23 protein-coding genes, 2 tRNA genes, 2 other RNA genes and 2 pseudogenes are annotated in these 24,180 nt (G+C 60.8%); 10 read left to right on the forward strand and 19 right to left on the reverse strand.

Annotated features, from left to right (window positions below; translation table 11 throughout):
- Window positions 1-38: 38 nt before the first annotated feature.
- The 5 genes from ACYF6X_RS10680 to ACYF6X_RS10700 all read right to left on the reverse strand — a co-directional run bounded on the left by ACYF6X_RS10680 (window position 39) and on the right by ACYF6X_RS10700 (window position 4,826).
- Entirely contained in the window at window positions 39-692 is a 654-nt protein-coding gene (locus ACYF6X_RS10680; protein ID WP_038875883.1) for a tellurite resistance TerB family protein, read from the reverse strand.
- A 149-nt stretch (window positions 693-841) separates the two neighbouring features.
- A complete protein-coding gene (locus ACYF6X_RS10685; RefSeq protein ID WP_063989542.1) occupies window positions 842-1,420 on the reverse strand; it encodes a TorD/DmsD family molecular chaperone in 579 nt (192 codons plus the stop codon).
- Between the two features lie 42 nt (window positions 1,421-1,462).
- Window positions 1,463-2,200: a phosphatase gene (locus ACYF6X_RS10690; protein WP_004928821.1), complete on the reverse strand. Its 738-nt coding sequence runs from the start codon at window positions 2,198-2,200 to the stop codon at window positions 1,463-1,465.
- A gap of 90 nt (window positions 2,201-2,290) precedes the next feature.
- Window positions 2,291-3,232, reverse strand: a complete 942-nt coding sequence (ghrA, locus tag ACYF6X_RS10695; RefSeq protein ID WP_060419491.1) for a glyoxylate/hydroxypyruvate reductase GhrA — start codon at window positions 3,230-3,232, stop codon at window positions 2,291-2,293.
- Window positions 3,233-3,359: 127 nt separating this feature from the next.
- Complete coding sequence (locus ACYF6X_RS10700) at window positions 3,360-4,826, reverse strand: peptide MFS transporter (RefSeq protein WP_130018039.1); 1,467 nt, start codon at window positions 4,824-4,826, stop codon at window positions 3,360-3,362.
- A 448-nt stretch (window positions 4,827-5,274) separates the two neighbouring features.
- Between ACYF6X_RS10700 and ACYF6X_RS10705 the strand changes: the two genes are divergently transcribed.
- The 4 genes from ACYF6X_RS10705 to ACYF6X_RS10720 all read left to right on the forward strand — a co-directional run bounded on the left by ACYF6X_RS10705 (window position 5,275) and on the right by ACYF6X_RS10720 (window position 6,251).
- Window positions 5,275-5,364: transfer RNA gene (locus tag ACYF6X_RS10705), tRNA-Ser, on the forward strand.
- 463 nt (window positions 5,365-5,827) lie between these two features.
- Window positions 5,828-5,917: transfer RNA gene (locus ACYF6X_RS10710), tRNA-Ser, on the forward strand.
- A 47-nt stretch (window positions 5,918-5,964) separates the two neighbouring features.
- Window positions 5,965-6,084, forward strand: a non-coding RNA gene (locus ACYF6X_RS10715) — RtT sRNA.
- Window positions 6,085-6,131: 47 nt separating this feature from the next.
- Window positions 6,132-6,251: non-coding RNA, RtT sRNA (locus ACYF6X_RS10720), on the forward strand.
- A 219-nt stretch (window positions 6,252-6,470) separates the two neighbouring features.
- On the opposite strand, the gene ACYF6X_RS10725 is transcribed toward ACYF6X_RS10720, so the two are convergent.
- The gene (locus ACYF6X_RS10725) at window positions 6,471-6,827 is read right to left on the reverse strand and encodes a helix-turn-helix domain-containing protein (protein ID WP_004928813.1); all 357 of its coding nucleotides are present in this window, start codon (window positions 6,825-6,827) and stop codon (window positions 6,471-6,473) included.
- Window positions 6,828-7,122: 295 nt separating this feature from the next.
- On the opposite strand from ACYF6X_RS10725, the gene sdeA reads away from it, so the two are divergent.
- Both sdeA and sdeB read left to right on the forward strand, forming a co-directional pair.
- Window positions 7,123-8,310: a multidrug efflux RND transporter periplasmic adaptor subunit SdeA gene (sdeA, locus tag ACYF6X_RS10730; protein ID WP_130018743.1), complete on the forward strand. Its 1,188-nt coding sequence runs from the start codon at window positions 7,123-7,125 to the stop codon at window positions 8,308-8,310.
- Window positions 8,311-8,334: 24 nt separating this feature from the next.
- Window positions 8,335-11,478, forward strand: a complete 3,144-nt coding sequence (sdeB, locus tag ACYF6X_RS10735) for a multidrug efflux RND transporter permease subunit SdeB (protein WP_130018742.1) — start codon at window positions 8,335-8,337, stop codon at window positions 11,476-11,478.
- Window positions 11,479-11,543: 65 nt separating this feature from the next.
- Here sdeB and ACYF6X_RS10740 read toward each other — a convergent pair whose 3' ends face one another.
- The 9 genes from ACYF6X_RS10740 to hinT form a co-directional block, all read right to left on the reverse strand.
- Complete coding sequence (locus tag ACYF6X_RS10740; protein ID WP_025302433.1) at window positions 11,544-12,023, reverse strand: RrF2 family transcriptional regulator; 480 nt, start codon at window positions 12,021-12,023, stop codon at window positions 11,544-11,546.
- Window positions 12,024-12,286: 263 nt separating this feature from the next.
- Window positions 12,287-12,823, reverse strand: a complete 537-nt coding sequence (locus ACYF6X_RS10745) for a glycine zipper 2TM domain-containing protein (RefSeq protein WP_167325016.1) — start codon at window positions 12,821-12,823, stop codon at window positions 12,287-12,289.
- Between the two features lie 356 nt (window positions 12,824-13,179).
- Window positions 13,180-14,484 (reverse strand): NAD(P)/FAD-dependent oxidoreductase, encoded by a 1,305-nt coding sequence (locus tag ACYF6X_RS10750; RefSeq protein ID WP_004928794.1) that lies wholly within the window; start codon window positions 14,482-14,484, stop codon window positions 13,180-13,182.
- 332 nt (window positions 14,485-14,816) lie between these two features.
- On the reverse strand, window positions 14,817-15,359 hold the full coding sequence (gene ycfP / locus ACYF6X_RS10755) for an alpha/beta hydrolase YcfP (RefSeq protein ID WP_033638056.1): 543 nt from the start codon (window positions 15,357-15,359) through the stop codon (window positions 14,817-14,819).
- A gap of 79 nt (window positions 15,360-15,438) precedes the next feature.
- On the reverse strand, window positions 15,439-16,458 hold the full coding sequence (gene nagZ / locus ACYF6X_RS10760) for a beta-N-acetylhexosaminidase (protein ID WP_049207136.1): 1,020 nt from the start codon (window positions 16,456-16,458) through the stop codon (window positions 15,439-15,441).
- A 38-nt stretch (window positions 16,459-16,496) separates the two neighbouring features.
- The gene (gene thiK / locus ACYF6X_RS10765; protein WP_130018741.1) at window positions 16,497-17,363 is read right to left on the reverse strand and encodes a thiamine kinase; all 867 of its coding nucleotides are present in this window, start codon (window positions 17,361-17,363) and stop codon (window positions 16,497-16,499) included.
- Window positions 17,344-17,934 carry a penicillin-binding protein activator LpoB gene (lpoB, locus tag ACYF6X_RS10770; protein WP_130018740.1) on the reverse strand — a complete coding sequence of 197 codons (591 nt, stop codon included), beginning with the start codon at window positions 17,932-17,934 and terminating at the stop codon, window positions 17,344-17,346. Before lpoB ends, thiK begins: the two co-directional genes overlap by 20 nt.
- A gap of 26 nt (window positions 17,935-17,960) precedes the next feature.
- Window positions 17,961-18,350, reverse strand: a complete 390-nt coding sequence (locus tag ACYF6X_RS10775) for a YcfL family protein (RefSeq protein WP_015377465.1) — start codon at window positions 18,348-18,350, stop codon at window positions 17,961-17,963.
- Window positions 18,351-18,361: 11 nt separating this feature from the next.
- Window positions 18,362-18,712 (reverse strand): purine nucleoside phosphoramidase, encoded by a 351-nt coding sequence (gene hinT / locus ACYF6X_RS10780; RefSeq protein ID WP_004928776.1) that lies wholly within the window; start codon window positions 18,710-18,712, stop codon window positions 18,362-18,364.
- A gap of 221 nt (window positions 18,713-18,933) precedes the next feature.
- On the opposite strand from hinT, the gene ACYF6X_RS10785 reads away from it, so the two are divergent.
- Window positions 18,934-19,839, forward strand: a complete 906-nt coding sequence (locus ACYF6X_RS10785; protein ID WP_130018739.1) for a transporter substrate-binding domain-containing protein — start codon at window positions 18,934-18,936, stop codon at window positions 19,837-19,839.
- Here the strand turns inward: ACYF6X_RS10785 and ACYF6X_RS10790 are convergent.
- Window positions 19,836-20,213: a winged helix-turn-helix transcriptional regulator gene (locus tag ACYF6X_RS10790; protein WP_074181196.1), complete on the reverse strand. Its 378-nt coding sequence runs from the start codon at window positions 20,211-20,213 to the stop codon at window positions 19,836-19,838. The two genes, ACYF6X_RS10785 and ACYF6X_RS10790, sit on opposite strands and share 4 nt — an antisense overlap.
- Window positions 20,214-20,312: 99 nt before the next feature.
- Between ACYF6X_RS10790 and ACYF6X_RS10795 the strand changes: the two genes are divergently transcribed.
- A complete protein-coding gene (locus ACYF6X_RS10795; protein WP_130018738.1) occupies window positions 20,313-21,062 on the forward strand; it encodes an SDR family oxidoreductase in 750 nt (249 codons plus the stop codon).
- Between the two features lie 37 nt (window positions 21,063-21,099).
- On the opposite strand, the pseudogene ACYF6X_RS10800 reads toward ACYF6X_RS10795, so the two are convergent.
- Window positions 21,100-22,403: pseudogene (locus ACYF6X_RS10800) on the reverse strand (Nramp family divalent metal transporter).
- Between the two features lie 230 nt (window positions 22,404-22,633).
- On the opposite strand from ACYF6X_RS10800, the gene mntR reads away from it, so the two are divergent.
- The gene (gene mntR, locus ACYF6X_RS10805; protein ID WP_004928761.1) at window positions 22,634-23,104 is read left to right on the forward strand and encodes a manganese-binding transcriptional regulator MntR; all 471 of its coding nucleotides are present in this window, start codon (window positions 22,634-22,636) and stop codon (window positions 23,102-23,104) included.
- Window positions 23,105-23,118: 14 nt separating this feature from the next.
- Window positions 23,119-23,484 carry a DUF4180 domain-containing protein gene (locus ACYF6X_RS10810; RefSeq protein WP_130018737.1) on the forward strand — a complete coding sequence of 122 codons (366 nt, stop codon included), beginning with the start codon at window positions 23,119-23,121 and terminating at the stop codon, window positions 23,482-23,484.
- A gap of 10 nt (window positions 23,485-23,494) precedes the next feature.
- Here ACYF6X_RS10810 and ACYF6X_RS10815 read toward each other — a convergent pair.
- Both ACYF6X_RS10815 and ACYF6X_RS10820 read right to left on the reverse strand, forming a co-directional pair.
- Window positions 23,495-23,620: pseudogene (locus ACYF6X_RS10815) on the reverse strand (transposase); the annotation flags it as partial.
- Between the two features lie 24 nt (window positions 23,621-23,644).
- Window positions 23,645-24,154 (reverse strand): hypothetical protein, encoded by a 510-nt coding sequence (locus tag ACYF6X_RS10820; protein ID WP_107226966.1) that lies wholly within the window; start codon window positions 24,152-24,154, stop codon window positions 23,645-23,647.
- Window positions 24,155-24,180 lie beyond the last annotated feature (26 nt).

The raw sequence follows: 24,180 nt of genomic DNA on the forward strand, positions 1-24,180 counted from the left end.
CAAGAGTGACACGATTCCCCCCGGCTTGCCAAGCGGCGCTATGCCAGCTCGCGCTTTTTCTCGTTGACGTCGCTCTCGATGCCCTGCTTGACGTCCGCCGGGATCTTCAGCGCCTGCGCCAGCGCATCGAGGTAGCCGCGCTCCATAAAGTGGTCGACGTCGATCACCAGGCAGCTCAGATAGTAAACCTCCAGCGCCTCGTCTTCGTTTTGCACGCTGCGGGCGATCAGCTCCGGGTTGAGCGGCTGATCGAGCGCTTCCTGCACCCAACCCTGCGCCTCCTCCCCCACCTGCAGCTGCGCCAGGCTGTGATCAATGGCACGCTGCTCGTCGGCATCGATATGGCCGTCGCTCTTGGCGGCGAACACCAGCGCCTGCACCAGGCGTTTGGCGCGCAGATCCACCGGCGTGGTTTGCAAACCGAACTGCGGTTCGCCCTGGTGGGTCTCTTTCACCCGCTGCTTGTACTTGTTCCACAGCACCGCGCCCACCGCCGCGCTGCCGCCGACGATCAGCGCATTCTTGCCGAACTTGCCCACCAGCTTGCGCGAGGATTTGTTGGCTAACAGCACGCCGACCAGGCCGCCCAGCGCCGTGGGCGCCAGCAGCTTACCGATGCCTTCCGCCCCGCCCATCGCGCCGGCCTTCTGCCCGATCAACGTTTGAATCTGCTGCATCCAGTTACTTTTCATCATCTACCCCTTGCGTGAAAAAGCGCGGCGCGCAGGCGCGGCCGAACCGACGGTAAACCGCCAGATTAGGGGATCTTTTGTCAATTTACGTCTGGGGGATGCAAACCTGTGTTTAGCGGGCCGGGCGGCCCGCCGGGATGGCTGCGGCGTTACGCTTCTTCGTCGCCCGCTTCGTCGTCCTGCTCGTACTCCGCCAGCTCGTCGCGCATCGCCTGGATGGCGTCGCGGGTCATCAGCGCCAACGTGCGGTAAAAACCGGTGGTGGCGTGCGCTTCCACTTTGCCGAGGAAGCGGCCGCACCACGGCAGCAGGAACTCGTCGAACAGGGCGATCTGCGCCTGCGCTTCATCTTCCTGCGACTGATCTTCCAGCCAAGACGCCGCCAGCAGTAGCTGGCCGAAATGGTCGGCCGGCGCCTCCGCCAGCGGCATGCCGCGCTGCTGCAGGAAGGTGCGCACTTCCGCTTCGTTTGCGCCTTCGACGTAGTCGGAGCGGAACGGCGACACGCTGCATTCGCTGCCGACGAACATCGCGTTGAAGTCGGTCGCCAACTGGTTGACGTCGCAGCCCTGCTGCAGGCGCTTCAGCAGGTCATCCTGCTCCAGCGGCCAGTGCTGCTGCAGCTTCCCCTCTTTGATCAGCGCGAACAGCGGCACCAGCAGCGGATCCTGCGGCTGACGGTAGAACAGCGTACCCAGCACGCGGCAAACAATGGAAAACTCATTCATGATAATGCCTTATACAATACGGAAAATTTTGCCGGGACGATGTCACAAATCGGCCAATTCCGCAATCGCCGGCTTGCCGCGCCGTTCGAGAAAGTCCAGCAACCGGCGCGGGCTGACGTTGAGAATGCGCTCTTGCGGGAAGCCCACCTCTTCGATGATGCGTTCGCAGTGCTCAAAGTTACCCAGCGAAAAGGCGACGTGCGAATCCGAGCCCAGCGCCAGCCAGCCGCCGGCATCGCGCACCGCGGCGGCGATCGCCCGGCAGTTGGCCTCACTGCCCTTGCGCGAATGGGTGAACGACGAGTTATTCAGCTCCAGCGCCACCTCGTATTTGGCCGCCGCCGCCGCGACGGCGGGAATGTCGATCGGGTAGCGCGGGTTGCCAGGGTGGCTGATGATATGCACGTCCCCCTGCGCCATCGCGGCGATCATCGCTTCAGTATTGGACGCTTTATCCTGCGGCGCAAACACCGGCTCATGGAAACCGGCGATGATCACGTCGGTGGCGGTCAACATCGGGCCGGTGCAGTCGATGTCGCCCTGCAGGTTTTTGATGTTGGCTTCGATGCCGCGCAAAATGCCCACGCCGTTCACCCGGCGCGGCCACACGTGCATGTTCATAAAGTGCCAGTAGTGCGGCGCATCGGCCATGTCCGGGCCGTGATCGGTGATGGCGAACAGCTTGATGCCCTTCTGCTGGGCTTCGGCGATGTAATCGTGCAGCGTGCTGTAAGCGTGGGTGCTGGCGACGGTGTGCATATGCAAATCAACGGGGTACATTGTTTCTCCTTCCAGAGGGCCCGCCCGCAAAGGTACGGGCAGGCGCGATGACGGTGTCAGCTTATCAGTTACCGAACGGCGGCTGAAGGATCAGTATCCCCGTTGCCTGTCGACCACGCCGGCCGGGGCATGCCCCGCCTCCAGCGCGCGGATGTTGGCGGCGATCTGATCCATCGCCTGCTGCGGCAACGTGATGGCAGCAATATGCGGGGTAATGGTGACACGCGGATGACGCCAGAACGGGTGATCCTGCGGCAGCGGCTCGCGGGCGAACACGTCCAGCGTGGCAGCGGCCAGCTGCCCCTGCTCGAGCGCCGCCAACAGATCGGCCTCCACCAGATGCGCGCCGCGCGCGATGTTGATGAGATAGGCGCCCGTGCTCAACTGCGCGAACAGCTCGCGGTTGAGGATGCCGACGGTCTCCGGCGTATTGGGCAGCAGGTTGATCACCAATTTGACGCCGTCGAGGAAGGCCGCGCGCTGCGCCTCCCCGGCGAAGCTTTGCACGCCATCGATCTGTTTGGCGCTGCGGCTCCAGCAGCGCACGCTGAAGCCAAACTCGGTCAGTTTGCGCGCCACGCTCTGGCCCAGCACGCCGGCGCCGAGGATGCCGATGGTGAAATCATCCAGCGAGTGCGGATCGAGCGGCTGCCACTCCTGCCGCTGCTGCAGCGCCTGATACTCGTCGAAACGACGGAAATAGCGCAGCACATAGCTCAGCGCATATTCCTGCATCTGCTGCGCCATGCCGGTATCCTCCAGCCGCAGCAGCGGTACGCCGGCGGGCAGCGTGCCGGGGTGCTTTCGCTCCTGATCGAGGATCGCGTCAACGCCGGCGCCGAGGGCGAACACCGCTTTCAGATCGCGACGATTGGCCAGCATTTCGTGCGGCGGGCGCCACACCAGCGCATAATCGGCCGGCCGCTCGTCGCCGCGCTGCCACTCGCGGATCTCGGCCTGCGGCAGGCGTTGCTTGATGCCTGCCAGCCATTCCTGGGCGTTGAACAAGGGGTGGTAATAAATGATGTTCATACTGCGGGGCTCCCGTTTGTTTTTATTGGTTTTCCTCCAGCCTTCCGCGATTCGCCGCCGGATGCAAGCGTTAAAGCCCAAAATAAAAACAGCCCCGACCAGTGGGGCTGTTGTGCATACTCATCAATCAGGCGGCAGACGGGGCGTCGCGCCGGATAAGGCGCCGCAGCAGCGGAATGAGAATCAGCATCGCCACGCTGACGCCCGTCGCCCCCCAGCCCAGCGCGCTGAAGATTTCGCTGTAGCCGGGGTTGGTTTGCAGCGGCGTGCTGCCGCTGTTTTCCGGCATCAGGCCGGAGACGTAGCCCGCCAGCACCGAGGCGACGCCGGTCACCATCATCCAGCAGCCCATCATCACGCCCTGATAGCGCGGTGGCGCCAGTTTGCCGATCATGGCGTAACCGATCGGCGAGATCATCAATTCACCGACGCTTTGCAACACATAGCTGATAACGATCCATTTGAATGCCACCAGCCCGTCGCCGCCCGCCATGCTGATACCCAGCGGCAGCACCAGCATGCCGAGCCCGATGCAGAACAGCGACCCGGAGAACTGCAGCGGAATGTCGATGTTGCAACCGCGAGCGCGCAGGCGGTTGAACCACCAGGCCAGCAGCGGGCCGCCCACCACGATCACCAGCGTGTTGATGTTCTGGATCCACTGCGGCGCCACCTGAATGCCGTAAACGTTCAGGTTGATGTTGTGCTCGGAGAACAGCATCAGCCCCATCGGCGCCAGCTGGTACAGCGCCCAAAACACCAGCGAGCCCAGCGCCAGAATCAGATAGGCCGCCATTCTGCGGCGCTCATCGCGTGGATGGTGGCGCAGCGTCACCACGCACAGCATCAGGAAGATCAGCGCACCGAGCACGATCACGAAGTGGCCGCTGAACTCGGCGTGGGTCAGCATCACGCGGATGATCGGCACCAGTGCCACCAGTACCGCCAGCCCGACCAGCATGCGCCAACGGTATTGGCTGCGGCTGGCGTCGTGCAGCGGGGTATTGAGATCCGCCAGAATGCGCCAGCGGCAGACGGCGACGATGATCGCCGCGGCGTTACCCAGCGTAGCGAACAGGAACAGCGCGCGGTAGTTTTCCGTCAGTTGGAAATAACCGGCGACGGTAAAGCCGACGAAGAACCCGAGGTTCATGCCGGCATAGTTCCACAGGAACGCCGATTCGCGCCGGTCATCATCCCGCTTGAAACGCTGGGTGAGCATCATATTGATGCAGGTGACGTTAAGGCCGCTGCCGGTCAGGAACATCGCCAGCCCCCAGTACAGCCCCCACACGCCCGCGACGGCAATCAGCGCGCAGCCGATCACCTGCAGCACCATGCCGAGCACGAACAGATTGCGGTTACTGAGGAATCGGCCGCCGAGGTAGCCGCCGAACATGTGCAGGCCATAGTTGAAGGCGCCGAATACGCCCATCATGGCGTTGGCGCTGCTTTCGTTGAAGCCCAGCCGCTTGGTGGCGTACAGCACCAGCGTAGAGTAAAGCACGGCGAAGCCGAGCGTGGCGAAGATCTGGATGAAGAACAGCGCCCCCGCACCGGGGGGAATGGCATGGCGCGCTTGCGGCGCCGGCATGGCATCTGAAGGAGTCAAAACGAACCTCTACTGCATTATTATGTAATGAGTCTGTCCCTGTCTGCGATATCGCCGGCCTGTCACCCGGCAATCTGCGCGGCGTCGTGATATTCCTTGCCAAAAACGCCGCGCCGACATGATTCCATTTAGCGACACATCTGACTAATAATCCAGTATTAATGCATATAACAGCAAACAACCCAATCTCATTGGCGATATATTGAGCTACCTGTACAGAAAAAGGTCAAACAATCGTCTTTCATGGATTCTGGCCACTGCCTGCCCTGCCCGCTGGCGACCACGAGTGGAAATATCGTTCGGTAAATCAGCAAATTGCTGCAAGTTTGGCTAAACAGTCATGAGAATGAAATAAGAGGGTTGACGCTGAGATCAGATTCTCCTACATTAGCGCCCGTCGACAGCGCAAAGCGTTTTCGACAACAAAAACGGTGAGGTGTCTGAGTGGCTGAAGGAGCACGCCTGGAAAGTGTGTATACGCGAAAGTGTATCGAGGGTTCGAACCCCTCTCTCACCGCCAAATTCAAAGAGAAAGCCTGGATTCGCGTCCAGGCTTTTTTTTTGCATGGTGTACCGCCGAGAGGGGCGAGAAGCCTCGACAGGGTTCGACAAAACGCCTGCGTTTTGGACCGCCAACGGCGGCCCGCAGGGTGAGCGCAGCGAATCAACCCCTCTCTCACCGCCAAATTCAAAGAGAAAGCCTGGATTCGCGTCCAGGCTTTTTTTTTGCATGATGCACCGCCGAGAGGGATGCGCATCCCTCCCTCTGCGATCGCGACTCCCATTTCCGCCGGTTATCCACGAACCTTACCCCTGATTTTCTCGCCCTTTCATGGCTTCAGCCCTGCCGTTCGCCGCAGTTTTCAGCAAAGTGCGCACGGCTTGAGCGGACGAACAAAAACACAGAAATTATTCTTGACCGGATCGGCCCCACTCCCTATAGTAGCGCCCCGTTGCAGCGATGATTTCGCAACAAAAAATATGGTGAGGTGTCCGAGTGGCTGAAGGAGCACGCCTGGAAAGTGTGTATACGCGAAAGTGTATCGAGGGTTCGAATCCCTCCCTCACCGCCATATTCTAACGAGAAAGCCTGAGCGAAAGTTCAGGCTTTTTTGTATGCATAGCGCACCGACCGGGAGGGTGAGAATCCTCGACAGGGTTCGACAAAACGCCCGCGTTTTGGACCGCCAACGGCGGCCCGCAGGGTGAGCGCAGCGAATCTATCCCTCCCTCACCGCCATATTCTAACGAGAAAGCCTGAGCGAAAGTTCAGGCTTTTTTGTATGCATAGCGCACTGACCGGGAGGGTGAAAACCCTCGACAGGGTTCGACAAAACGCCCGCGTTTTGGACCGCCAACGGCGGCCCGCAGGGTGAGCGCAGCGAATCTATCCCTCCCTCACCGCCATATTCTACGAAGAAGCCTGAACTCACGTTCAGGCTTTTTTGTATGCATAGCGCACTGACCGGGAGGGTGAGAACCCTCGACAGGGTTCGACAAAACGCCCGCGTTTTGGACCGCCAACGGCGGCCCGCAGGGTGAGCGCAGCGAATCTATCCCTCGTTCCACATAGACAAAAAAGCCCGAACGCAAATTCAGGCTTTTTTATCCCCACTCGCCAACCGCTCAGTGGTGCGTGCGCCCCATAGACGCCGGCTGCGCCAACGCGCGGCGCCAGTCGCCCGGCGTTTGGCCGAACTGGCGCTTGAAGCTGCGGTTGAACGACTGCTGTGAGTCGAAGCCAAGCGAAATCGCCACGCTGACGATAGGCTCGCCGCTGTTGGCCAAGCGCTCCGCCGATACTTTCAGTTTTTGCATGCGGATATACTCCCCTAGCGCGTAGCCGGTCTGGCGTTTGAACATGCGCTGCAGATGCCATTTGGAATAGCCCGCGCGGTCCGCCACGGTGTTGATATCCAGTTTCTCTTCCAGATTGTTGTCGATCCACGCCTTCAAATCGGTAATAAAGCCCGTCGTGTTCATGCTGATGCTCCCATCATTCGGCAGGGTCACCCTCTGCCCGATGCACATACGTTGCAACAGTTTCGCTTTAAATGCAATTTTTATTATTGCATTTACCAGAAAGCCGCCACTATACTCCACCCAATTAATGTAACCGATATTGATACATTAATGTGACACCAATGTGTTTCAAAACCTAACGCTGCGCCGCTGCACGACGCAGCCGCCCCCTCACCGCACGCCGGCGCGGGGGCGAATCCCGGAGAACAGGGCCGGGTATGGGGCCTGACCGCGCTTACTTATCGGAATAAAAATAATGGCAAATCAACCAAACTCATCGTTCAACGCCGGCGGCCGCACGCGCGCCGTCGCTCTGGGCCAGCGGCTCTCCGGGGTGGCGCTGTTGGCCGCCCTGCTCGCCGGATGCGACAACAGCGTCGCGCACAACGCCCCGCCACCGCCGCCGGTGGTCAGTGCCGCCAGCGTGGTGGTCAAGCCGATCAGCCAGTGGGATGCGTTCAACGGCCGGGTCGAAGCGGTGCAAAGCGTGCAACTGCGCCCACGGGTCTCCGGCTACATCGAGCGGGTCAACTACACCGAAGGTGACGAGGTGAAAAAAGGCCAGGTGCTGTTCACCATCGACGATCGCACCTACCGCGCCGCACGCGAACAGGCGCAGGCGGAACTGGTGCGGGCTCGCAACCAGGCCGCCCTGGCGCGCAGCGAATCCTCGCGCACCGAGAAACTGATCGGCACTCAGGCCATCTCTCAGGAAGTCTGGGAGCAGCGTCGGTCATCCGCCGCGCAGGCGCAAAGCAACGTGCTGGCGGCGCAGGCCCAGCTCGATATGGCGCAGCTGAATCTCGACTTTACCCGCGTTATCGCGCCGATTGACGGGCGCGCCAGCCGCGCGATGATCACCGCCGGCAACCTGGTCACCGCCGGCGACAGCGCCAGCGTGCTGACGACGCTGGTATCGCTCGACAAGGTCTATGTCTATTTCGACGTGGATGAAGCCACCTTCCTGCGCTATCAGCAGCAGGGCCGGCACGACGCGCGCCTACCGGTGAAGGTCGGCCTGGTAGGCGAAGAAGGCACCCCGCATCAGGGGCTGGTGGATTTCACCGATAACCAGCTGAACGCCGGGACCGGCACCATCCGCATGCGCGCCCTGCTCGACAACCGCGATCGCCGCTTCACACCGGGGCTGTTCGCCCGGGTACAGATGCCCGGCAGCGCCGAGTTCAACGCCATGCTGATCGACGATAAAGCGGTGATGACCGATCAGAACCGCAAGTTCGTTTACATCGTCGATAAAGACGGCAAGGCGCAGCGCCGCGACATCGACGTGGGCCGCATGGCCGAAGGATTGCGCATCGTGCAGAAAGGGTTGGCAAACGGCGATCGGGTGATCGTTGACGGCATGCAGAAAGTGTTTATGCCGGGCATGCCGGTCGACGCGAAAGCCGTCGCCATGAATCCTATCGCCTCCGCACTTAACTAAGCTCCCAGCAGAGACTTCTGACCCATGGACTTTTCCCGCTTTTTCATCGACCGACCGATCTTTGCCGCGGTGCTGTCGATCCTGATTTTTGTCGCCGGGGTGATAGCCATCCCGCTGCTGCCGATCAGCGAGTACCCGGACGTGGTGCCGCCCAGCGTGCAGGTGCGCGCAGAATACCCGGGCGCCAACCCGAAAGAGATCGCTGAAACGGTGGCCACGCCGCTGGAAGAAGCGATCAACGGCGTTGAAAACATGATGTACATGAAATCGGTCGCCGGTTCCGACGGCGTGCTGGTGACCACCGTCACCTTCCGCCCGGGCACCGATCCCGATCAGGCGCAGGTGCAGGTGCAAAACCGCGTGGCGCAGGCCGAAGCGCGCCTGCCGGAAGACGTGCGTCGCCAGGGCATCACCACCCAGAAGCAGTCCCCGGCGCTGACGCTGGTGGTGCATCTGGTGTCGCCTTCCGGCAAGTACGATTCGCTGTATCTACGCAATTACGCCACCCTGAAGGTCAAGGATGAGCTGGCCCGCCTGCCGGGCGTCGGCCAGGTGCAGATCTTCGGCGCCGGTGAGTATGCGATGCGCATCTGGCTTGATCCGAACAAGGTCGCCGCGCGCGGGCTGACCGCCTCCGACGTGGTGAGCGCCATGCAGGAGCAGAACGTGCAGGTCTCCGCCGGCCAGCTCGGCGCCGAGCCGATGCCGACACGCAGCGACTATCTGCTGTCGATCAACGCCCAGGGCCGCCTGCAAACCGAAGAAGAATTCGGCAACATCATCCTCAAGAGCGGCGACAACGGCGAGATCGTGCGGCTGCGCGATGTGGCGCGCATCGAAATGGGCTCCGGCAGCTACGCGCTGCGCGCCCAGCTCAATAACAAGGATGCGGTCGGTATCGGTATCTTCCAGTCGCCGGGCGCCAACGCCATCGAGCTGTCGGACGCGGTGCGCGGCAAGATGGCCGAACTGGCGACCCGCTTCCCGGACGGCATGAGCTGGAAATCGCCTTACGATCCGACGGTGTTCGTGCGCGATTCGATCCGCGCGGTGGTGGATACCCTGCTGGAAGCGGTGATCCTGGTGGTGCTGGTGGTCATTCTGTTCCTGCAAACCTGGCGCGCCTCGATCATTCCGCTGTTGGCGGTCCCGATCTCCGTGGTCGGCACCTTTGCCGCGCTGTATCTGCTGGGCTTCTCGCTCAATACCCTCAGCCTGTTCGGGCTGGTGCTGGCGATCGGCATCGTGGTGGATGACGCCATCGTGGTGGTGGAAAACGTCGAGCGTAATATCGAAGAGGGGCTGTCGCCGCTGGCGGCGGCGCACCAGGCGATGCGCGAGGTCTCCGGCCCGATCATCGCCATCGCCGTGGTGCTGTGCGCGGTGTTCGTACCGATGGCGTTCCTCTCCGGCGTTACCGGCCAGTTCTACAAGCAGTTCGCCGTCACCATCGCCATCTCGACGGTGATCTCCGCCATCAACTCGCTGACCCTGTCGCCGGCGCTGGCGGCGCGCTTGCTCAAACCGCACGGCGCGCCGAAAGATCTGCCGTCGCGCCTGATCGACCGATTGTTCGGCTGGCTGTTCCGGCCGTTCAACCGTTTCTTCGCCAGCGGTTCGCACCGCTACCAGCGCGGCGTATCCCGCGTGCTGGGCCGGCGCGGCGCGGTGTTCGTCGTCTATCTGCTGCTGCTGGCCGCCGCCGGGGTGATGTTCAAGACCGTGCCCGGCGGCTTTATCCCGACGCAGGACAAGCTGTACCTGATCGGCGGCGTGAAAATGCCGGAAGGCGCCTCGCTGGAACGCACCGATGCGGTGATCCGCAAGATGAGCGCCATCGGCCTGAGCGTGGACGGTGTCACCGATGCGGTGGCCTTCCCCGGCCTGAACGCGCTGCAGTTCACCAATACGCCGAATACCGGCACAGTGTTCTTCGCGCTGGAGTCGTTGAGTACCCGTACCCGCACCGCGGCGCAGATCAACGCCGAAATCAACGCGCGCATCTCACAGATTCAGGAAGGTTTCGCCTTCTCAATCATGCCGCCGCCGATCCTCGGCATCGGCCAGGGCTCCGGCTATTCGCTGTACGTGCAGGATCGCGCCGGGCTGGGCTACGGCGCGCTGCAGACAGCGATCAACACGATGTCCGGCGCCATTATGCAAACGCCGGGGATGGGCTTCCCGATCTCCTCGTATCAGGCCAACGTGCCGCAGCTGGACGCCAAAATCGATCGCGACAAGGCCAAGGCGCAGGGGGTGCCGCTCAATGCGCTGTTCAGCACGCTGCAGACCTACCTCGGTTCGTCTTACATCAACGACTTCAACCGCTACGGCCGCACCTGGAAGGTGATGGCGCAGGCCGACGGCCAGTTCCGCGACAGCGTGGAGGACATCGCCAACCTGCGCACCCGCAACGACAAAGGCGAAATGGTGCCGATCGGCAGCATGGTCAGCATCGGCACCACCTACGGCCCGGATCCGGTGATCCGCTATAACGGCTTCCCGGCGGCGGATCTGATCGGCGACGCCGATCCGCGCGTACTCTCCTCTACCCAGGCGATGGGCGCGCTGACGCAGATGGCCGGCAAGCTGCTGCCGAACGGCATGAACATCCAGTGGACCGATCTGAGCTACCAGCAATCGACCCAAGGCAACGCCGCGCTGGTGGTGTTCCCGGTGGCGGTGTTGCTGGCGTTCCTCGCGTTGGCGGCGCTGTATGAGAGCTGGACGCTGCCGCTGGCGGTGATCCTGATCGTGCCGATGACCATGCTGTCGGCGCTGTTCGGCGTGTGGCTCACCGGCGGCGACAACAATGTGTTCGTGCAGGTCGGGCTGGTCGTTCTGATGGGGCTGGCCTGCAAGAACGCCATTCTGATCGTCGAGTTCGCCCGCGAGCTGGAAATGCAGGGCAAAGGCATCGTCGAGGCGGCGCTGGAGGCCTGTCGCCTGCGGTTGCGGCCGATCGTGATGACCTCCATCGCCTTCATCGCCGGCACCATCCCGCTGATCCTCGGCCACGGCGCCGGCGCCGAAGTGCGTGGCGTCACCGGCATCACGGTGTTCTCCGGCATGTTGGGGGTCACCCTGTTCGGGCTGTTCCTGACGCCGGTGTTCTACGTCACCCTGCGGCGCCTGGTGGCGCGCAAAGCACAGCCACAGACCGTCTGAACGCGGCGTTAAAATGCAAAAAGGTCGGGCATTGCCCGACCTTTTTTTATGCATGCGAACCGCGATTATTTGTCGGCGGTTTCAGCCTCTTGCGCGGCGGCGTACTCCGCGCAGGCGCGCTTGTCGCCCCGCTCCAGTTCGGCCAGCGAATCGGCCACGGTGTGGCGCGCCAGCACCGCAAGCGAAGCCTGCTCGGCCTCGTTCACCACCGATTTGAAATACCAGCAGGCGTTGGCGCTCACCAGGCAACGGGCCGGTACTTCAGGGCGGGAAGCCCAGATGCGCTTATCGTCGATCACCGCCAGATAGATGTCCCGCAGGGTGATCTCTTCCGCCGGGCGGCCGAGATGGATAGAGCCGTTTCGGCCCAGGGTGGAAACGATGATGCCGTCTTTGGTCAGCGGGACCATCAGTTTGCGGATAAAACTGGGGTTGGCTTCCAGAGCGGCGGCGAGGGTGGCGCTTGTCGAACGCATGCCCTGCTTCTCAGCTACGGCGACGCTAAGGACCATTTGCAACGCTGTCGGAAAGCGAAAATCTAACATGTCGTTATCTCTGCGAGACGAAATACTCGGGTTTGGCCGGTGTGGCGATTGGCACCGAACACACCGCTTAATTGCACAATAATATAACAAACGCGGGGGCTTTTTTGAAGTTTTGCCCAGTGATATCGCACGCAGACATTAGAACAATCGCAAATTTTTGGCAGGCAGAAAACAGAAACCCGCGTCAATGTTAACGCCGCTCGCTTAACCGGGTTAAACGATCAGAACTAACACTGCCCGCGGGCTTAATTCGAATGTGGCGATCAGGCTCTGTTCAGCACCAGTTGCCCGTTTTTATCCAACGGGATTTGCGTGCCCGGATCGTGATCCATGCGGATCTTGCCCTGCTGATTACCGATCTTGTAAGTCACGTCATAACCCAGCATTTTCTGGGACTTGTCGTAGACCGTTTTGCAACGCTGCTGAACGCTGGTGCTGACGTCGTTGTTCTGCATCGCCCCTTGCACCTGGTTGCCGGCATAGCCACCGCCCAGCGCGCCGACCACGGTCGCCACGTCGCGCCCCCGACCGCCACCGAACTGGTGGCCGATCACGCCGCCCGCCACTGCGCCCAGCACAGAACCGGCGATGCGGTTTTCATCCTGCACCGGCGCACGGTGCGTAACGGTGACGTTGCGGCATTCCTGACGCGGCGTTTTGATGGTTTCTTTAATCGGCGTTGCGGCGAGCACCTGCGCGTACTGCGGACCGGCAGAAAAAACGTCCAGGCTGGCTACTGCTGCAATCCCCAGAGCGGCAGCGACACCAATTCCAACACCGGCTAACATTGACTTGTTCACAGGAAACCTCCTGAAAGTGTTACCACGCATTTTTTCCGGGGTCTGTGACCGGCTGGCACCGCGCTTATTATTTTGCGCATGGGCGGCTTGCGGTATCCCGGTTTACGGCGTGCGCGACGCGCCGTCTGTAAACGAGGTAAAGTCTGCACAATGATCTGAGGACCCGCAATAAGACAAGGGGACCAAAAATGCGGGAAAACGGCCGTTTTCCCGTTGTTTAGGAGGAATCTTAAGAATTTTACCCATGTCGACGACAGCTTATGCTGAAGAATCAAGCAACCGCCGCCGTTCGCCTCGCGCCGCCCAAAAAAAACCCGCGCGGGCGAACCGGCGCGGGTTGATCGACAAAGGCAGGATCAGTGCATTTTCAGACGCGGGCGGATCACCCGGTTGATGCCGCCCACCAGCATCATCAGGCCGGTTTTGATATAGCCGTGCAACGCCACTTGGTGCATGCGGTACAGCGAGATGTAAACGAAACGCGCGATGCGCCCTTCCACCATCATCGAGCCGCGCATCAGGTTGCCCATCAGACTGCCGACGGTGCTGAAGCGCGACAGCGACACCAGCGAGCCGTGGTCTTTATACACGTATGGCTTCAGCGTCTGGCCGTTCATCAGCGCCAGAATATTGGTGGCGCAGCGCGAAGCCATCTGGTGCGCCGACTGGGCGCGCGGCGGCACGAAACCGCCCCCCTCTTTCGGGCAAGAGGCGCAGTCGCCGATGGCGAAGATGTTCGGATCGCGCGTGGTCTGCAGCGTCGGCTCCACCACCAACTGGTTGATGCGGTTGGTTTCCAGGCCGCCGATGTCTTTCATGAAGTCCGGCGCCTTAATGCCGGCCGCCCACACCATCAGATCGGCGTCGATAAACTCGCCGCCCTTGGTGTTCAGGCCTTTGGCGTCCGCGCTGGTCACCATGGTGTTGGTCAGCACGCGCACGCCCAATTTGATCAGTTCCTGGTGCGCAGCGGCGGAAATGCGCGGCGGCAGCGCCGGCAGAATGCGCTCGCCGGCTTCCACCAGCGTCACGTTGAGCGCGCTGTTGTCCAGGCCTTCGAAACCGTAGCTGTGCAGCTGCTTGACCGCGTTGTGCAGTTCGGCGGACAGCTCAACGCCGGTGGCGCCGCCGCCGACGATAGCGATGTTGACCCGCTCTTTTTGCCCCGGCTGCGCCGAGAACTTCAGGAACAGGTTGAGCATTTCGTTGTGGAAACGACGTGCCTGATGTGGGTTATCCAGGAAGATGCAGTGCTCTTTCACGCCCGGCGTACCGAAATCGTTCGAGGTGCTGCCCAGCGCCATCACCAGGATGTCGTACGGCAATTCGCGCGCCGGCACCAACTCGCCGCCCTGCTCGTCGCAGATCTGCGCCAGCTGCAGCGTTTGCGTCTCGCGGTTGATGTTGGTCAACGACCCCAGCTGGAAGCTGAAATGGTGGTTGCGCGCGTGCGCCAGGTAGCTGAGCGCATCCACGCCGTCATCGAGGGAACCGGTTGCCACTTCGTGCAACAGCGGTTTCCACAAATGGCTGTGGTTGCGATCCACCAGCGTGATCTCCGCTTTGTTCTTGCGGCCAAGTTTATGGCCCAGGCTGGTCGCCAGCTCCAGACCACCGGCGCCGCCGCCAACAATAACGATTTTCTTCTTTGGCGTTGTCAAAATAACCCCCTAAATGTGAACCATTTGTTATTCCAGGGTAAATAAATAATATCCTTAGAATACATAGGGTTCGCTTAAAATAAATCGGCTCTCTAAGGCCAGAATAACATGCGAGGTTATTTGGTCATACCAAAATTGACGTACATCAATTTTTTTTGGTTAAAGGCTGGACGAGGGGATTTTTTGGGGATTGCGATTCAAATAGTTAGCGCTGAGTCACAGTTTTAAATTTTGCCGATTGCCACACGGAATCTTGCTTTGACGCACAAAAAAGCCGCACTTTCCGTCGGTGAAAAACGGGGAGCGCGGCTCGCGGCAGCGTTATGAAACTGTTAACCCAGTGCCTTGAACGCCTTGATCCGCTGCAGATGCGGAGAGATGTTTTTGAACTTGTGCGTCTGCTGTTCATCCCACACGATTTCGTAGTAGTGATGCAGCAATTCGGCGCTGCGCCGGTTATCCAGCACCTCGTCGTGCCGCGACAGCACCACCAGACAGCGATCGCGATTTTTCTCGCGGAAATCCTCCACGCACTTGGTGGCAATATCGCGGTACTCTTCCGGCCGGTCTATCTTGCCGTGCATGTGCTCTTCCGGGTACAGATTGGGATTGAACATCGCCTGGCGAATGCCGCACAGAAAGCCGATGCGCTCCGCCCAGAAACCGCCGAGGCCGACCCCGCAGATCAACGGATGCGCATCGCCGCCCTGCTGCACCGCCTTGTCCACCTCTTTCAACAGATGCTGCATGTCGTGACGCGGATGCAGCGTGCTGTAGCTGATGAAGCGCACGTCCGGATCGATAAACTGCAGCTGTAACACCTTTTCATGATTGCCGGGACTGGTGGAATCGAAGCCGTGCAAATAGATAATCATGTGGATCCTCGCAACAAGCCAAGGGCCGCGGGCGCGGCCCTCATCATTTCCGCTCTGCGCCGCGATGCGGCGCCTGGATTCACCCTTGCGAACGCTGCTTGTGCTCCTCCCAGCGTTCGCTCAGCGCGCTGAGCGCCTTGTGCGCCTGCTGCCAGCGCTCGGAGTCGCGCAGTTCCTGACGGGTGAACTGACCGCGATGATATAACCGCTTCACCTTCTCTGCTTTGACCGGGGACAGGTTATCCAGCACGCTGACCGCACCTTCGCGGTGGTTGCACACCAGGATCATGTCGCAACCGGCATCCAGCGCCGCCTGGCCGCGCTCGGCGTAGCTGCCCATGATCGCGGCGCCTTCCATCGACAGATCGTCGGAGAAAATCACGCCGTCGAAGCCCAGCTCCTGACGCAGGATCTGCTGCAGCCAGTATGGCGAGCCGCTGGCCGGACGCGGGTCCGCTTCAGTATAGATGACATGGGCCGGCATGACGGCGTCCAACAGCTGGCGGTTGATCAGCTCGCGGAAGATCGCCATGTCGTGCTCACGGATCTGCGCCAGCGGCCGCGGATCGCGCGGGGTTTCCTTGTGCGAATCGGCGCTGACGGCGCCGTGCCCCGGGAAGTGTTTGCCGGTGGTTTTCATGCCGGCGCTGTGCATGCCGAGGATAAAGCGTTCCGCCATCGCCAGCGCCTGCTGCGGATCGCTGTGGAACGAACGTTCGCCGATCGCCGCGCTGCCGTGGCCGATATCCAGCACCGGCGCAAAGCTGATGTCGATATCCTGCGCGATCATCTCCGCCGCCATCAGCCAGCCGGCCTCCTGCGCCAGACGGCCACCTTCCTGCGCATCGTGCAACGCGGCAAACGACTGCGCCGCCGGTAAACGGGTGAAGCCCTCGCGGAAGCGCTGTACGCGCCCGCCCTCCTGATCTACCGCCACCACCAGCCGATCGTGCGATTCGGCGCGGATCTGGCGCACCAGCTCACGCAACTGCTCCGCATCGTGGAAGTTGCGGGTGAACAGGATCAATCCGCCAACCAGCGGGTGTTTCAATATTTCGCGTTCTTCTGCATCCAGCTCGTAGCCGGCGACATCTAGCATTACTGGGCCCACGGGCACCTCACTTCATTATTGTTCGTTCAGAATTCGGATGATGATAAACAAAGTCGCCGGCGCACCGCCGCGCCCCAGCGCAAAAATTCGGCGTCGCCGCTCTGCTGCCAGCGCACTTCAAACCACAGCAGCATCAGATAATCCACCCACGGCAGCCAGCGGCGCACCTGCGCCTGCAGCCGGGCGACGTCGTGATAGCCCTGGCGCGCGTAGTGCTGCAAAAAGCGCTGCTGTTGGGCGGCCGACCAACCGTTGGCGCGAAACAGCGCGGCGATATCCAGCGCCACGTCGCCGTCGGCGGCATATTCCCAGTCGATCAGCCGCAGCCCCGCGCCGGTGGCGAGCAGATTGCCCGGATGAATGTCCATGTGCAGCGGCGCCAGGCGCAGCGGCCGTGGCAAGGCGCTGCGTAAAAAATGACGCTGCAGGCGCAGCCAGTCAGGGGTTAAACGCCGCCTATCCAGTTGCTGCCAGTAGCGGAGGAACTGCCGTCGCAGATCCAGTCGGTAACCGCTGAGCGGCCGCCGATGCAGTTCCGCCGCCATCGCCGCCAGCTCGCCGCGCTGATTCAGCGCCGCAAACTCGGTATCTGTGACGACGTCACCTTCGAGCCACTCGAGGATAAGCCACTGATTATTCTGTGCGAAAACCCGTGGCCCCAGCCCTGGCGCGCAGCGGCGCAGGACCCGCGCTTCCCGCTGGCGGCTCACGCCCAGCGCACGCTTTTCCGCACTGTGCTGCCGCGCCAACAGCGTGATGCCCGCGCCGTCGATGCGCCAGCTCTCGCCGGTCAGCCCCTGCACCGGGCTAAAATGACAACCGGCGGTATTCACCGCCGGCAGTCTGGTTTCCATCAATCGTCGCAGCGCGGCCTCAGCGTTTAACGGCGCCATTGCCCGACCAGACGATCTCGCCGGTTTGCACCAGCATCAGCTGCATATCCAACGCCGGCGACTTCACGTCGCCGCTGACGTCGCTGTACAGCACGTACTGCGCGCCGACGATGCGCGCCAGGCCAATCGCCTTGCTGCGCGAACCGAAGCTGTCATCCGCCGACAGGCCCAGCGTTTGTCTGGCGCTGGTCAGCTTCGCTTCCGGCACCACGCTGAAGGTGGAATTCGACGCCAGCGCCTTATACAGCGCCGCGGTGGCTTTGCCCATCTGCAGCGAACCATTGGTGTTGTTCTTGACGCTGTCCAGCAGCAGCACGCTGCCGGCCGTGACGCCATCGGCCTTCAGCATCTGCCCCACCAGCGGCTGAACGCTGCCCAGCCAGTCAAGCTGCTGGATTTTCGGCGGCTGCGGCACCGGCTCGGTGGTTGGCGGCTGTGGCTGCTCGACCGGCGTCGTCGGTTGATCCGGCTCGACGGTGACGGGCGGCAGCGGCTGATCCGGCTCAGGCGGACGCGACAGACAGCCGCTCAGGGTTAATGCGGCCAGCGCCACTAAGACGTACTTTTTCATGCTTTTTCTCCAAACCTGGCAAGCGCTTACAGGTACAGATACAGACGCGCGCTTTTGGCGTCCAGGTTGCCGTTAATCGAGTAGATTTTGGCGTCCGAGTCGGGCGCCACGACGATCTCGCGCGGTTTCTCGAAGGGACGAATATCCAGCCCCTGCGCGTCGTACCAATAGAAACGATAATGTACGGTGACCGGCGTCGGCTGGCTGTTATTGAGCACCGAGGTCGCCATCACCCGCCCGGAGGCGTTCGAAATCGAGGGCGTATCGGCCAAAATGCCGGCGGTCAGCACCGAAGGATCCATCACCACCGTCTGCCCTTGGTTGACCGCGATGCCGGGCGGTGAACTGCATCCCATCAGCAACGCGGCGGGCAGCGCCAACGCCATCAGACCACGCAGAGTTTTTTTACCGCGCATGATTTCCTCGCTTAACGTGACAACAGCGGCCCCAGCGAGCGGCCACCGACCAGGTGCATATGAATATGATAGACCTCCTGACCGGCGTGGCGGTTGCAGTTGACGATCAGGCGATAGCCGTCTTCGGCGATGCCTTCCTGTTCGGCGATCTTCGCCGCGGCGGTGATCATGCGGCCCAGCGCGGCTTCGTGCTCCACGGTCACATCGTTGACGGTTGGGATCAGCACGTTGGGAACGATCAGCACATGGGTGGGTGCCTGAGGGGAGATGTCACGGAAAGCGGTGACCAGTTCATCCTGATAAACCACATCAGCAGGGATTTCGCGGCGGATAATTTTACTGAAAATCGTTTCTTCGGCCATCTGGCGTTCCTTGTTTTACACAATTAGCTGTACGCAGTATGAGTGACAAATTCTACTGCTTTCAACCTGATTGCGCACTTTCCGCGTCGAGTGCTGCAGATTCGCGCAGGCCGGCGCCCCGTTTGTGCATCTTTTCACTTTGGTTATTCACTATTGTTGCTTTACTTGCCCTGTGCCGCCGCCAATAGTAACCCCATGATTAACAAAGAGTAGAGGGTGTTATGCCACTGAGGATTTCGGCGCTGTACGCGCTGTTGCTGAGCGCTGCCGTTCAGGCGGCCACGGCGGGCGGTATCGATCTGCGGGCTAACCAAGAGCCGATACGCGCAGAGCCGAACCCGGCCGCTATCGCACTGATTCCGGCGAATTTTCACTTTGCCGTGCCCGGCAAGCTGACGGTGGCGGTGGCGTTCGAGAATTCTCCGCCGCTAGCGCTGTTCGCCGAGGACAATAAAACGCTGATCGGCAGCGATCCGGACATCGCCCGCCTGGTGGCCGACAGCCTCGGGCTGGCGCTGAATCTGGTGCCTACCTCCTGGGAGGATTGGCCGCTGGGCATCAGCGCCGGCAAATACGATGCGGCGATCTTCAACATCGCCGTCACCAAGCAGCGCAAGACCAAATTCGACTTCGCGACCTATCGGGTGGACACGCTGGGCTTTTACGTCAAATCCACCAGCCACATCACCTCGATCAACCGGCCGCAGGACGTCGCCGGGCTGCGGATCATCGTCGGATCCGGCACCAATCAGGAAAACATACTGCTGGGATGGGATAAGCAAAACCGCGCCGCCGGGCTGCCGCCGGTACAGCCGATCTACGTGACCGACGACGCCGCCACCAACCTGAGCATTCAGTCCGGGCGCGCCGACGCGTTCTTCGGCCCCCACTCCATCGGCGCCTACAAGGCGGCGCTGACCGGCAAAACCAAAATGGTCGGCATCGGCCCCAACGTGGCCTACGTGGCGGTTACCAGCAAGAAAGACAATGGGCTGGTGAACGCCATCAACGCCGCCATCAACGGCGTCATCGTCAGCGGCGAATACGCGCAGGTGCTGGAGCGCTGGGGCGAAGGCGATGAAAAGGTCGAGCGTTCCGCCATCAACCCGCCGGGCATCGGCGACTAGCCGCCGATCAGCTGCGGCGCGTGCCGGCGCATCCACTCGGCCAGCGAGTCGAGCGTCGGCCGCAGCGATTTGCCGAGTGCGGTGACCTGGTACTCCACCCGCGGCGGCACTTCGGGAAATACCTGCCGCGTCACCAGGCCGCGCAGCTCGAACAGCCGCAGCTGGCGCGTCAGCTCTTTTTGCGCAATGGGCGCCACCGCCCGCTGCAGCTCACTGAATCGCACAGGGCCGTCGATCACGATCAGCCGGTACAGGATCGGTATCGCCCATTTGCCCGACACCAGATTGACGAAGTCCACCATCGGGCAGGATTCGCCCGCCGCCGGCAACGCCGCCAAATTATTTTCCGCCGCTAATGGCGCTTGTGCCGTCATTTCATCCCACCTCGCCCTTTAGTATCCAAAAGGTGCCTACTATGCAAAAGGAACTATAGCGCAAATAATGCCGCAACTAACGCTAAAGAGGAATCGGTTATGTCACGACTGCAAGGCAAATACGCATTGATTACCGGCGGTACCAGCGGCATCGGGTTGGAAACCGCCCGCCAGTTCATCGCCGAGGGCGCGACGGTGGCGATCACCGGGCGTAGCCAAAGCGCCCTGGACTCGGCGGGCCAGGCATTGGCGGGCAAGGCACTGTTGCTGCTGAGCGACGCCGGCGATATCCCGCAGCAGCGCGAACTGGCGCAGCGGCTGGGGCAACGGTGGCCGCGGCTGGACGTGCTGTACATCAACGCCGGCGACGTAACGCATCGCCCGCTGCAGGAGTGGGATGAGCAGAGCTATCAGCGGCTGATGGACATCAACCTGAAGGGGCCATTTTTTCTGATCCAGGCGTTGCTGCCGCTGCTGGCCAACCCGTCTTCGGTGATCCTGTGCGGTTCGGTCAGCGCCCATATCGGCCTGCCGCAGAGCAGCGCCTACGCCGCCAGCAAAGCCGGCTTGCTATCGCTGGCCAGAACGCTGTCCGGCGAGCTGCATGCGCGCGGCATTCGCCTTAACGGCCTCAGCCCCGGCCCGACCGAAACCCCGGCATTGGGAAAACTGGGGTTGGCGGAAGCGGATGAGCAGATATTGCGTGACGATATCCGCGCGCTGGTGCCGATCGGCCGCATGGGCAGCGCGCTGGAACTGGCCAAAGCGGCGGTGTTTCTGGCGGCGGACGAATCGGCGTTTATGGTCGGCGCCGAGCTGCAGATGGACGGCGGCGTGGGGAATTTATAATTTAGCGACGCGGCCGCGCCCCGCGCGGCCCATAAGATCACCCCAGCCCAGGGATATCGACGCCGAAGGTCTGCAACAGCAGCACCACGTTGAGCAGTACGATCACCACCGTGCCGACCACCGCCGCCAGGCTGGTCCAGCGGCCGTTGGCGAACTCGCCCATGATGTCGCGGCGACGGGTGAACATCACCAGCGCGATCATCGGCGCCGGCAGCGCAAGGCTCAGCACCACCTGGCTGTAGACCAGTGCGTCGGTGGCGTTGACGCCCATCGCCACCACGATAAACGCCGGCACCATGGTCACCAGGCGGCGCACCCACACTGGAATGCGGAAACCGACGAAGCCCTGCATGATCATTTGCCCAGCCATGGTGCCCACCACCGAGCTGGAAATGCCGGAGGCGATCAGCGACGCGAGGAAGATGCCGGCGGCCGCCGCACCGAACAGCGGCGTCAGCGTATGGTAGGCGGTGCCAATTTCGGCCACGTCGCTGTTACCCGCGTGGAAAGCGCTCGAGGCCATGATGACCATCGCGATATTCACCAGCCCGGCGAGCGCCAGCGCGATCACCACCTCAATATTGGAGAAACGCAGCAGCTTGCGCCGCTCGCCGTTGTCGCTCGCCGGGCTGCGGTGCTGGGTCAGCCCCGAGTGCAGGAAAATGGCGTGCGGCATCACGGTGGCACCGATAATGCCGACGGCGATGGTCAGCGCCTGCGCATCCGGCAGTTGCGGCGTCACCATGCCGATCCCGGCCGCCTGCCAATCCACCGGCACAATGAACATCTCTACCAGGTAGCACAGCGCGATGATGCCCACCAGACCACCGATCATCAGCTCGACCGGGCGGAAACTTTTTTTTCCACCATCAACAGCGCATAGGTGATCACCGCCGTCACCCCCATCCCCGCCAGCAGCGGCATGTGGAACAGCAGCGCCAGCGCGATCGCCCCGCCAAGAAACTCCGCCAGATCGGTGGCCATCGCCGCCACTTCGCTGAGCAGCCACATGCCGATCACCACCGGCCGTGAAAACTGGTCGCGGCACATCTCCGCCAGATTGCGGTTGGTGACGATGCCCAGCTTGGCCGACAGCGCCTGAAACAGCATGGCGATCAGGTTGGCCATCACCACCACCCACAGCAGGCTGTAGCCGTATTTCGCCCCGGCCTGAATGTTGGTGGCAAAGTTGCCGGGATCCATATAGGCAATAGAGGCAATCACCGCCGGGCCGGCAAACAGCAGCGGCGTAAAGGCACCGCGCTTGCGTCCGGCAAGGGCGGCGCCAATCGCAATGTTGGTCCGTTCGGTTAACGATGGAGTGGTTGCCGCATCACGCATGAAGTACCCTCAATCTTTTACTGGTTATTTTTCCACCTATCATGCTGACAATGTAGCATCGGCTACACTTTATGCAACAGGCGAAATTCATTGGCTTTGTGTAAAGATATTTCTAACTACCACAATGCGTGGCATCGAATTGATAATGTGTGCTATTTGGACTAACTTAGGGCAACCCTCCCCGCATTGCCGGGAGATGCCATTTTTATGCTTACAGGACGCCCCACGCTATGGTTACCCGCGCGCCAGATAACGCCGACCGCCACGCCCAGACCGACATGCCGGACGAGGCTGAGCACGCCCTGCGTTTTAGCCGCGCCCGCGAAGCGCAGTCCAATGCGCTGATCGAAGATTACGTTGAGCTGATCGCCGATTTGCTGCAAAGCACCCGCGAAGCCAGAACCACCGACATCGCACGCCGCTTCGGTGTGTCTCACCCGACGGCGATCAAAAATATCGCGCGGCTGAAAAGCGCTGGACTGGTGGAATCGCGCCCTTATCGCGGGGTGTTTTTAACCGAGGAAGGCGAGCAGCTGGCGCAGAAGGTGCGCCGCCGTCACCGCATCGTGGTCGATCTGTTGATGTGCCTCGGGGTGCCGAGCGAAACTGCCGAGCTGGACAGCGAAGGGATTGAACACCATATCTCGGACGAAACGCTGGCGGTGTTCGAGCATTACCTGCAGCAACACGCCAAACCCTGACTCCCGGAGCGCCGATGCGCTACGCCGTGCGGCACATCCATGATCTGCGCCTGGTGGTTTTCGCCGAAGCCGGGCCGCTGTTGAAAGACGAAAACGACGTCAGCCTGTTTATCGCGCCCGCCTTTGAGCACAATGCCGGGATGATTGCCCTTCCCATCAACCGCCTCGACGCCGCCTTCTTCCAGCTCAGAAGCGGCATTGCCGGCGCCGTATTGCAGACATTCATCAACTACCGCCTGCGCGTGGCGCTGCTGGGCGATGTCTCCCCCTGGCTGACGCAAAGCAACACGCTGCAAGACTTTGTGCGTGAAGCCAATCGCGGCGAACAGGTCTGGTTCCTCCCTTCTCTCGCCGAACTCGAACAGCGGCTTGGTGCCTGATAGAAAAGGTTCATCGCGCTTTACCGGGAAGTGCTGCTTTGATTTTCAGGAAGAAGTAAGCGTTATCCCGAAAACCATGGGCCATTCGCTTCACCACTTTTATCTTATTGTTCATCCCTTCCAGTATGCGGATATGATCACTCTTCCTCATTTTGATATTTCAAGGAGATGTAGTTGCATGCAAAACCACAGCTCCCAAGGCATTACTCCTTTTCTGAACAAAAATCACCCTGTCAGATTCATAGTTACCACCGGGGTAACATATCCTGATATTGGTCCCTAAATCGGGATCATCAACATCTGCACCAGAACAGCTTTTGTAACTTCCTGATGCGTAAGAATAGTGGACCGTATAACTGGACGTTTCGCCTGGCACCAGATACGTAATTGTGATTATTGGAATCAAAAAAATAAATAACAAAGAAACGCAAGCGCCACCATAAAACTTTAGATAATCAATGTACTTATTGCTTTTAACAGCACCTTTATTTATAAAATACAATGAAATAAATAGGGACAACACCATCGCAGAAACAATCATGCAGCGACTCGTTGAAACACGGAGAAAAGTGATTTGATAAATTTCTCGCTTCCATACGATGAATAGAAAAACAACAATTAGAAATGATATGGTCGCAGCGAAGAGAAACGGATAGGAATACTTTTTCACTCGAAGAATCCTTCTTACAAAATCCT

The organism is Serratia sp. ID 25-353 (assembly GCF_054792795.1).